The organism is Streptomyces yangpuensis (genome assembly GCF_001005295.1).
Taxonomy (GTDB): Bacteria; Actinomycetota; Actinomycetes; order Streptomycetales; family Streptomycetaceae; genus Streptomyces; species Streptomyces yangpuensis.
In genome coordinates this window covers 1,792,707-1,803,162 of record NZ_LBMK01000002.1, presented here as the reverse complement: position 1 = coordinate 1,803,162, position 10,456 = coordinate 1,792,707, and the positions used below count along the sequence as shown (strand labels likewise).

Annotated in this window: 6 protein-coding genes and 1 pseudogene; 3 read left to right on the top strand and 4 right to left on the bottom strand. The window is 71.1% G+C overall.

The genetic code is table 11. The features are described from left to right. Window positions 1-1,027 (bottom strand): helix-turn-helix transcriptional regulator (locus tag AAT21_RS13310; protein WP_167350576.1); only part of this gene is annotated, 1,027 nt, incomplete at its 3' end. A 257-nt stretch (window positions 1,028-1,284) separates the two neighbouring features. Here AAT21_RS13310 and AAT21_RS13305 point away from each other — a divergent pair. Together AAT21_RS13305 and AAT21_RS13300 are read left to right on the top strand one after the other, a co-directional pair. Next, window positions 1,285-3,987: pseudogene (locus tag AAT21_RS13305) on the top strand (M4 family metallopeptidase); the annotation flags it as partial. A gap of 227 nt (window positions 3,988-4,214) precedes the next feature. Continuing rightward, window positions 4,215-4,889, top strand: a complete 675-nt coding sequence (locus tag AAT21_RS13300) for a GNAT family N-acetyltransferase (RefSeq protein WP_046776797.1) — start codon at window positions 4,215-4,217, stop codon at window positions 4,887-4,889. Between the two features lie 54 nt (window positions 4,890-4,943). Here the strand turns inward: AAT21_RS13300 and AAT21_RS13295 are convergent, their stop codons facing one another. Continuing rightward, window positions 4,944-5,921, bottom strand: coding sequence for an alpha/beta fold hydrolase (locus AAT21_RS13295; RefSeq protein WP_107081251.1), 978 nt, complete (start codon window positions 5,919-5,921; stop codon window positions 4,944-4,946). 79 nt (window positions 5,922-6,000) lie between these two features. Between AAT21_RS13295 and AAT21_RS13290 the strand changes: the two genes are divergently transcribed. Next, window positions 6,001-6,669 (top strand): TetR/AcrR family transcriptional regulator, encoded by a 669-nt coding sequence (locus AAT21_RS13290; protein ID WP_046776796.1) that lies wholly within the window; start codon window positions 6,001-6,003, stop codon window positions 6,667-6,669. 177 nt (window positions 6,670-6,846) lie between these two features. Here the strand turns inward: AAT21_RS13290 and AAT21_RS13285 are convergent, their stop codons facing one another. Together AAT21_RS13285 and AAT21_RS13280 are read right to left on the bottom strand one after the other, a co-directional pair. Then, window positions 6,847-8,631: an immunity 49 family protein gene (locus tag AAT21_RS13285; protein WP_052757758.1), complete on the bottom strand. Its 1,785-nt coding sequence runs from the start codon at window positions 8,629-8,631 to the stop codon at window positions 6,847-6,849. Between the two features lie 354 nt (window positions 8,632-8,985). Further along, on the bottom strand, window positions 8,986-10,239 hold the full coding sequence (locus tag AAT21_RS13280) for a protein-glutamine gamma-glutamyltransferase (RefSeq protein ID WP_046776795.1): 1,254 nt from the start codon (window positions 10,237-10,239) through the stop codon (window positions 8,986-8,988). Window positions 10,240-10,456 lie beyond the last annotated feature (217 nt).

Here is a 10,456-nt window from a genome sequence, read left to right as displayed (position 1 = left end):
CCCGGGGTGCCCCCTGGGGTTCGGCGGGGTGGGGTTGCAGCCAGCCACGGATGGCGGCCTGGACTCCGGCCTGGAAGCGGGTGTCCGCGTCGAGTTCCTCCAGCATGCGGGTGATCCGGCGGCGGGCGGTGTGCACGTGTACGCCGAGCCGGCGGGCGATGCTTTCGTCCTTCAGGCCGGAAGCGAGCAGCCCGAGGAGTTCCCGCTGCTCCGCGCTGAGGGGGCTGACGGGGCTGCCGACGGGGGTGGCGCGTGCCCACAGGGACTCGAACAGCGGCAGTGCGGCACGGTGCAGCAGGGAGCCGCCGAAGACCAGGGCCGCTCCTTCGGCCCCTCCGCCGTCCGACGGCGGTGGGGGCAGCAGGCAGGTGCGCCGGTCCACGAGGACCAGGCCGGTGGGCAGGCGCTGCCCGATCCGGGCCTGGAGGCCGAGTCGGGTGAGGGCGATCAGTTCTCGGGCCCGTTCGGGGAAGTCGGTACCGCGCCGGTCGGTGACGGTCCGTACGGCGACGCCGCGGGCCAGTAGACGGCGTATCCGGCAGGCGCCCGCTTCTTCCCCCGCCTCGCCGGCCTTCCCCAGTCCCCCGGAACGGGACGCCGTCAGCGCGCTGCGGTCGAGGACGAGGACTTCCGTCTCGGCGGAGTCGAGCATGGTGTCCAGGCGGGCTTCGACGGCTTCGGCGCCGGTGAGGACCTCTACGCCGGCCGGGGGGCCGGGGGGTAAGACGGGCGGCGGCGGTAACTCGTGGGCCAGCCGGTCGGCGTAGGTGCGCAGGGACCTCAGTTCCGCCGTTTCCCGGTGCAGGAGGTCCTGTCGGCGCTGGATGAGGACGCGCAGTACGGCAGCCGGATCTACGGACGGGCCGACGGCCGGGTCGACGGCCGAGCCGGGAGGCGGGCCAACGGCCGAGGCGGGGGCCGGGCCGACGGCCGGGGCGGTAGCCGGGTCGGCGGCCGGGTGGCCCGTCGGCCTGCTGTCTTCCTGCGTACGGGCGGGAGTCCGGTCGTGCGGGTCGGTTTCGATCATGCCGGGGATTTTGACCGCCTTCACAGGGCCCCCACAACTGTGCATGGCCACTTCTGAGGGGCTCCCGGCTCTGGTCGCGAGCCGCCTGCGGCGCTTGCATGGCGGCGACTCACAGCTACGCATCAGGCACTCATGGTTGAGGAGACCCCTTGCCCAAGTTCAGCGCAGGTTCGTCGGCTCCGACCCCGACCGAACGACGGATATGGCGGAAAGAGTTCCGATCCGCGGGAGGAATCGCGGTTCTGCTGGCCGCCGCAATGACCTTGCAGACGTCGCCGGCGTGGGCCGCGGACCCTGGCCCCTCGAACATCCTGCCCGGCCAGGACACCGCGACCCCGGTGCTCGTCGAGGGCATACGGGAGTCCGTGGACGCCAAGGCGGCCCCCGCCGACGCGGCCCGCAAACACCTCGCGGCGAACAAGAGCCGCTACAAGATCCCGCGGGCGGGCAGCGACCTCGCCACCCTGTCGGCGACGGCCACCGGGGCCAAGGACGAGACCGTCCGGCTCCAGCAGAAGCACCGCGGAGTCGACGTCCTGGGCGGCCAGTACGTCGTGCGCATGCAGAAGCAGGACGGCAAGCGCGTGGTCACCGGCACTTCGGGCCACTACTTCACGGCCCTGAAGACCGACGTCACCCCCCAGGTCGCCGAGGACGTGGCGGTACGCCGCGCGGTCGCCGCCACGGCCCGCCGGCTGGGGGCCACCCTCCACAAGAGCCAGGCGCCCCGGTCGGAGTCGGGTGACCCGGCGGCCACCGGCATGACCGGTGAGGCCAAGGGCCTCGTGGTCCTGCCCAAGGGCGGCGGTGTACTCGCCTACCGCGTCACCGTGCGCGGCACCGCCCCCGGCACCGGCGCGCCGGTCGTGGACGAGGTGTACGTGGACGCGCGCTCGGGCTACCCGGCGCTCCAGTACAGCGCGTTGAAGACGCTGGCGGCCCCGAAGGCCGCCACGGGGACGGCCGGTCAGGTCGCGGAGGGGGCGTCGGCGGACGGGCCGCCCGCCGTTCCCCCGAACCTGGTCCCCGAGACCGGGTCCGGTGCCCGGCTCGGTGGCGCCGCGGCATCGCTGGACATCGCCTACGACCCCGCGGCGGGGAACTACCTCCTTGCGGACGCGGGCCGGATGCGCGCCACGTCGAAGAGCCTGCTGTCCACCTGGGACGCCCGGGGCAAGTCGGTGTCGGAGACGGCGGGCAAGTGGCCCTCGGGCATCACCATGTTCTCCTCCCCGACCACCACCTTCGGCAGGCCGGCGACGGAGTCGGGGGCCGTGGACGCCCACTGGAACGCGGGCCAGGTCTACGACTTCTACAAGAAGAACTTCGGGCGCGACAGCCTCGACGGGGCCGGTGGGGCCGTCAACTCGCTGGTCGGCGTGACCTATTACGGCATGCCCTACGCCAACGCGTTCTGGGACGGCACCAAGATGGTCTACGGCAACGGCGACGACGAGTTCAAGCCGATGTCCGCCGACACCGACGTCGTGGGCCACGAGATGACCCACGGGGTCATCGAGCACACGGCGAACCTGGTCTACGCGGGCCAGTCGGGCGCCCTGAACGAGGCCCTGGCCGACTACTTCGGCAACGCGATCGACGTCACGGCGAGCGGCACACCGATGAGCGATCCGGCCGCCGGCCTGATCGGCGAGGACCTGTGCCGCACGAAGGCCGCCGCCGACTGCGCGCTGCGTGACCTCAACGACGGGGCCACCACGTCGAAGAGCTTCCTGGGCGTGTCGTTCGCCACCGACAACGGCGGCGTGCACCTGAACTCCACGATCTTCTCCGGCGCACTGTGGGACATGCGCGAGGACCTGGGCGGGGAGCTCGCCGACAAGATCGTGTACAAGGCCGTCACCGAGTACATGACGCCGATCGACGGGTTCACCGAAGCCCGGGGCGCGGTACTCGCCGCGGCCAAGGCGCTGGGCGCGACCTCCGCCCAGCAGAACACCGTCAAGCGGTCCTTCAACGCCCACGGCATCGTCCCGGGCTGGGAGCAGGCCCTCGGTGTCGACAGTGACACCCTCTTCGGGACGCTGAACACCACGGACTCGGGCGTCGGCGCGGGCGGCGGCTGGTGGACCGCCTCGAAGTCCAACGACGACGGCTCCGAGCCCTACTCGGTCTACGCCGGCCGGCTCGACGGCAAGGGCGCGCCGAAGGTGATCAGCCCCAACGACGGCCGCTACCACACGGCCCCGGCGACGGACGGCAAGACGGTGGTGTGGACGGCGTACGGCCCGGCCTCGGTCGACGTGCTCTCCCGTCCGGTGGCGGGCGGGCCGGTCAAGACGCTCTACAGCTCGACGACGGGCGTCGCGGGCCTGCGGGTGGAGAAGAGCACGGTCGTGTTCGAGGAGTACGACATCCTCGGCGGCCGGCACGTCGGCTACATGCGGCCCACCGACAAGGCGCCGGTCTTCACCGACGACAAGAAGTGGAACACCCTGACTGCCCTGCCTTCCATCAGCGACAACAAGATCGCCTACGCGAAGCTGTACTCGCAGGGCGGCTCGTACCGGCTGGGTGTGGAGGTGGTCGACCTGACCACCGGCAAGGCGGTCCTGACGGAGCAGCTGGACGAGCCGGTGAGCCTGGGCCAGACCGGCATCAACGGCAAGAACGTGTTCTGGCTGGCGGACAGCGACGAGGGCAACGGCGGTCTCGTGTCGGTCGTCAGTTCCGGCCTGGACGGCCGGGGCGCCTTCCTCGTCAGCAGCGAGCACAAGCCGGGTGCCTTCATCGCCTCCGACCTGACGGTCTCGCAGGACGCGCTGACCCTGGTCGCCCGGACGCCCGACACGCGGCTGCGCAACGAGTCGCTGCCGAAGCTGTGGCAGCTGACCACCGACGGCGCCCGCCGCGAGCGGGTGTCCTGCAACCGCGGTGAGCAGAATTACCCGGTGGCCGGCGCGGGCCGCCAGGTCGCCTGGCTGGACGCGACGACCGGCNCCACCGACCTGGTGGTCCGGGAGCGCCCGGCGGGCACCTGCTGATCCCCACCGCTGAGTGACGGGGCCGACGGCTGCAGCCGTCGGCCCCGTCCGCGCGTTCAATCCGTCGGCTTCGGCCGGCTCACGGGAACCCCTTGTCCCCCGACCCCACCCACCCGCGGGTGCGCTCGGTGTCCAGCAGAGCGGTACATGCCCGGCTGGTGTGGTCATGCTCTAATCGCCGGATGACGAAGATCGAATCAGAGCTGATACGACGTTGGCTGGGCGGCTGGACCGTCGCTCGCTCGCTTCCCGAGGCCGAACCGGTCGGACCCGGCGGGGACGGGCTTCGGTCCGAGTGTCACCAACCCGGGCGCGAGGTGGAGGTGTTCGCGCTGCGCGCGGACGAGGAGCCCGAGTCCGTGGCGCGGCTCGCGGCAGCCGTTGCCGCCGCGCGGCAGGTCACCTGGCTCACCGTACCCACGCTGCGCCCGGGCAGGGCCGAAGCGGTCGTCGGCGCCGCGGGACTGGAGCTGCTCCGCCGGGGCGAGTGGCTCATGACGACCGATCTGACCGAGCATCCGCGGCACGTGCCCGCCGCGCCGTACGAGCGACAGGTGCGTACGGACGGACCGGTCACGGTCGTCTCCCTTCGCGGCCCCTGCGGTGAGGTGGCGGCGCGCGGCACCGTCGCCGTGGTCGGCGGCGACGCGATCGCCGATCGCATCGAGACGGACGCGGCGCACCGTCGACGCGGCCTGGGGCGCGCCGTGATGAGCGCCCTGGCGGAGGCGGCCGTGTCCGGGGGCGCCCGTACCGGTCTGCTGATCGCCAGTGATGAAGGCCGGCACCTTTACTCGTCCCTCGGCTGGCGCCGCGAGGCCGACGTCGTGATCGCCGGGCGGCCGGTGGCTTCCTGACCGGCCGGAAGGGGCCCATGTGAGGGGTCGGCGGCTGCCCCGTGCCGGCCCGCCTCACGCGCCGCGGGAGTCGATGTCCTCCATGAAGGCCAGCATCCGGGCGTTGACCAGGTCGGGGTGGTCGATCTGTGGTCCGTGGCCGGTGGCGGCGACGATCTCTGCGCGGGCACCGGGGATGACGCGCGGCACCCGCTCCAGCTGCCTCTGCGGGTGCACGAGGAGGCTGCGCTTGCCCATGATCAGGTAGAACGGCGTCCGGATGGTGCCCAGTTCGGCGTCCGACAGCGGCAGGGGGGCTGGGCGGCGGATCCGGAAGGCCCGTACGCCGGCCTGGATCATCGCGCGGAGCTCGGGGACGACGATCACCGGCTGCTCCAGCCACTTGGCGAGGCGCGGACGCCAGGCCCTGGGGGCGTATGTGGCGAAGAGGCTGGCGAAGATCCAGACGAAGAAGCGCAGCCCCACCTTCTCCAGGCCGCCCGGGTCGAGGGCGGTGACGGAGGCGAGCCGTCCGGGCCGGCGGTGGACCTGGTTGATGACCAGCCAGCCGCCGTAGGAGGAGCCGACCAGGTGGACCTTGTCCAGGCCGAGCGCTTCGAGGGCCTCGTCCAGCCATTGCGCGGCGCGCTCGGGCTGCCACATGGGCTCGCGGTGGACGCTGCGGCCGGGGTCGCCGGGGGTGTCGACGGCGTAGACGGGGCGTTCGGCGCTGAGGGCGCGGGTGTTGGGGTACCACTGGGCGGAGCAGCCCCCCGACCCGTGGATCAGGACCACGGGCGTGCGGGACTCGGAGGCCGGGTCCGCGGGGCCATAGCGGTAGACGTGCGTGGTGCCGAAGCTCGTCTCGACATCGGTCTCGGAGCGGGCGGGTGCGCCCAGCGCGTAGAGGGCGTCGCAGGCGGCGAAGTACCGGTCCCGCAGCGTGTCGTTCACGTAGTGGCCGATGTCGCGGCTCACGCGGGGTCGGGTCGTCGTGGTCTGGGGCACGGGCACCTCCTGGAAGATCCGTTCTTCGTAATACGAACGTACCATAAAAATGGTACGGCGGTATCATGAAAAGGAGCTGGGGCGGCCGGACCCCATTCAGCATCGACGGGCGGAGACAGGAACCATGCCGAAGCGCGTGGACCACGAGGAGCGGCGGACGCAGATCGCCGAGGCACTCGTCCGGGTCGCCGGACGGCGCGGACTGCACGCCGTCGGCATGCGGGACGTGGCGGCCGAGGCCGGCGTGTCACTGCGGCTCGTGCAGTACTACTTCCAGACCAAGGAGAAGCTGCTCTTCTACGGGCTCCAGCACCTCACCGACCGCTTCTCCGCCCGTGTGGGGGCCCGCCTGAGCGCCGTCGGCCCGGATCCCGGCCCGCGCGCGACCATCGAGGCGATCCTGCTGGCCTCCCTGCCCACCGATGAGGAGAGCCGCACCTTTCATCTGCTCTACAGCTCCTACTCGATCCTGTCCGTGACGGACGACGCCCTCGCCGCGCAGCCGTTCATCGACAAGCCGGATGCCGCCGAGGACGCGCTGACGGGCCTGATCCGGCAGGCGCAGGAGGCCGGCCTGGCCGATCCGGACGCCGACGCCCGCACGGAGGCGATCAGCCTTCTGGCGATGACGGCGACGATGGGGACCAGCATCCTCGTGGGCCAACGGCAGCCCGAATCGGCCATCGCGGTACTCCACCACCACCTGGACCGCATCTTCACCCCCGGGCGGCGCCACGCACCGAAGGGGCCGCCGACCGCCGCGCCGGCGGCGAAGGCCAGGGTGTACCCGTGACTGCCGGGAGCGCGCACCCCGGGCCGGCCGGGGCTTGTCGGGGGTGCGGTGGCGGCCCACCGGTTTCCGGCCCGGCCGCGGTGATGAGCGCGACAGCCGCGTACCGCCGCTGAGCCTCGAAGCTGCGGAGCTGCCCGCGACACCTTACGAGCACCCGTGCGGGGCCGGGCCACTGCCCTAGAAGGGCTCGGCAGCCCGCAGCAGGTCCGGCGGAAGGTACGCGGACTCGACGCGGATGGCCCAGCCACGCCGGCGGGCGTGGCAGGCCAGGCCCAGGATGCCGAGACTGATGGAGGCATCCGCATCGTCGGCGCGGTCGGCGACCTGGTAGTAGGCGCGATGGGCTTCGAGCGCGTCGGCCAGCGCCAGGTTGAAGCTCTCCTCGTCGCCCTCGATGAGCTGGGACAGCAGCACCGCCGGAGGCATGGCGAAGCCCCAGTCCTTGGCGTTCTCGACCTGCTGGAGCGCTCGCTGCGCGGCCGGTCCGGCGTCCACGCCCCTCAGGTAGGCGTGCAGGGCCTCGCGGTACGCGCTGAAGGCGGCGCCGTCCGGGCGGGCGAAGGCAGGACCGGTGAGGACCAGAGGGGCGAGGTCCTCGCGCTCTCCGGTGATCAGGGCGAGGGCGACCGCCCTCTCCCAATAGTACGCACCGGCCTCCTCGCCCCGTTCGGCGGGACAGCGCAGTGCGCGGCCCTCGATGGTCACCTCGACCTCGGTTCCCGGCTCGGCGAGGGCGATGCGGAACAGTGCCGCCCCCATCCGGGCGGCCCGCCGCAGGGGCGCGAGCCGGGCATCCGCGAGTTCGCCGGGATCCCCCGCACGCCACTTGAACAGGCGCACCTGGTCGTCCATGATCCAGGCGAGCCGCCAGACCTTCAGGGGTTGTCCGTCGACTGCGGTGAGCAACTCCTGGACATCCTCCTCGTACATGGCCTCGGTCTGCGGGTGCACGGTCCGCTCACAGGCCGGCCGCTCCACCACCAGCGGGCCCGCGGCGAGCGCGGCTACCGCGTCCGGCCGCCGGTCGCGGCCGAAGCCGGCGACCCTCGGACCCGGGGTCTCGAACCCGGTGATCAGCGCGTGCGGGAGGTAGTCGCTGCGTACGGTGGGCGACCAGCCGAGCTTCCGGTACGCGAGAGCGGCGAGGGCGATCGGGACGAGCGGCAGAAGGGAGCGCGCGGAAGCCGAGGGGACCTGCCGGGTGCTGTGCTCGACGAGGAGGTCGGTCAGAGCGGCATCGAATGCGGCCCGGTCCTCGGCGGCCAGGGCGCGCAGCGTACGCAGCGCCGCCGCAAGCATAGGCTGCGCCGCACTCGCACTCTCCGGCCGGTCTCCCAAGCCCTCGCCGGTCTCCCGAGCGCGGGTACGGACGCGGTCCAGGGCCGCGTCGACGGCAGCGAGCTTGGCCCGGGCGCTCGGCGGGTATTCCTCGTCGTTGCCGGTGCTGTCGAGGACCACGGCATTCAGGGCGGTGGCGAGTTCGCCGGTGGGTGTCCCCTGCGCCTTCTCGGCGAACTTGTCCCGGGCGAAGTGGAAGGCCTCACCATGCCACTTGGCCTTGTCCCTCAGGACCGCCAGGCAGAGCGCGTCGATCCACTCGCCGGGAGTGACGCTCTCTTCGGGCGCATCGTCACCCGGGTCGTAGCTCATACCGAAGTTCGGGTAATCCAGGAAGACTTGGAAGCTGCAGTGCGGGTGGTAGGCGGCGTAGGCGACGGCGCCGGCCGCGGCCTCGGAAGCGTCCTTGAGGACGGCCTTGGCCTCCGGGCTGTCGAGGTCGGGTGACGTGACGGAGAGCGCCGCGAGGTAATCGAGGAAGTCGTCGGCGATCAACTGCCATTCGTACGTGGTGATCCGGCCGGCCCTCGACATGGACCGCACCTGCCCCCCGATGCGGTTCGTGAAGTCCTCACGCGCTGCCGACACGACGGCCCCGGCCACCTGGTGACGCTCTATTCGCACTGCCCTGCTCCTTGATCGGTACCGCCGACAGCCTAGGTGCGGGATCTGACAGCCGACGGCTGCCACTCCGCTCCGGGGCGAACGGGCCGAGCAGGCCGAGCGGGCCGAGCGGGCCGAGCGGGCCGAGCGGGCCGAGCGGGCCGGGTGAACGGCCCCGGGCGTCCGGCGTCGCGCCGAGCGCGCGTACGGCCGGCGCAGGTCCGCATGGGGACGGCCGGCGATCAGGGCCCGCCCGCGCGTGGGGTGATCGAGACCCGGGATCATGCGCATCGTGGTCGATGGGCCGCGCGGGAACCCGGGCTCGAAGGCCACTTCCGGGGGAGCCGGTCCGCTCGGCGAGGCGCGGATCAGTCGTTACGGCCAGCCTTGCTTGACCTTGGCGGGTGCGGTGTTCCAGCTCTTGGGTATGAAGGTGATGATGTAGGTTCCGCGGTCGAAGTCCGTGTATCCGGAGGACCAGCTGCGGAACTTGCTCTCGTACACCTGCATGGGTCCCATTCCGCCTTCAGGCGAGTGGTAGTGATTGGCGTGGGTCCATATGGTGTTGTCAGGGTTAGTTTCTTTCTGGTCCCCGAACCAGCCGTAGTCGAAGTTGACATAGCTTTCGCCGGGCTTGGCGGGGCTGCGTGAGGTGTTCCTGTCCGCCGACATGTCGACGAGGCCTGTGTTCTGGTCGGGGCGGAACGCCTCGGGGTCGCCGAACTTCCTCTTCTCGGAGGAGCTCCGGGGGTCCTGCCCGCTCCAGAAGTGCTTCGAGTAGATGACCGCCTTCATCTTGGACGGGTCGTGGTTGCCCCCGTTCCTGTCCCGGAAGGACGGCGTGTTCCTCAGAGCCGAGTAGAAGTTCGACCGGCCGTCCTCGCCGGCGAGAGCGTCGTTGTTCTTTGTGAGCTCTGCCTTGAGGCCGGTGAGGTAGGCACTCTCGTCGTGCGCGTTTTCAAGGGCCTTGTTCATGACGGACGCCACTTCGCGAGCCCGGTTGAACCCCTTGGCCTCGTCGAAGCTCTGCTTGGCGATGCGCCCCTCGAACTCGGCCCGCGTCTCGCCCGGCCGGGGGCTGGTGGTCGCCAGAGCGTCCCTGTGCTTTTCCTCGTCGAAGGACGCGAAGGCCAGCTTGTTCGTCGGGTAGGGGCCCGAGTTGACCCAGGTGACACCGACGCACCCGTAGGACAGCTGCTCTCGCTGCTGTTCGGTCATCTGCCGTATATGTCCGTCACGGTGGCTGTAGGCCTGCTGCCACTTGCGTATGTAGTTGCTGATGCCGGTGGTGGCCCTGCCTCCGCGGGCCCGGTACGCGTCGGGCATACGGTCCAGGGGCTCGGCCGGCGGAGTCACCCTGCGATCGGCCACGGCGGGGGCCCTGAGGGACTCGGTGGCGCTCGGCAGGGCATCACCCATGGGCTTGTCCGGCCGGCCCAGTTCCAGGGCCTTCTCGTTCAGTGTGTTGATGAGCCGGATGTCATCCGCTGTCAGGCCGTTGCTTTCGGCATAGGAGCCCTTCCCGTCGCCGGTACCGCCGGCTGCCGCGCTGACGGACGGCGTGAGACCAGAGGTGCACAGCACTATGCCCGCTGTGGTCAGGGCCAGAAATCCTGAACGTTTGTACATGAAAACCCAACATTCTTTTGCGGTGAGAATTGACATGCCGGCACACGGAACGCCTGTGCGGCGACAGGAAGGAGGCCGGTGAATTCAAGGACCCGCAGGGTCCGACTGGGCCCCGTTCGGCCCGAGTCGGCCGTATCAGGCCACCTTGTTTTGCGCCGCGCGCCAGTCGGGCGGACGGAGCTCCGTTCTCCGTCTCGTGGCAGGAGATTTGCTGCTC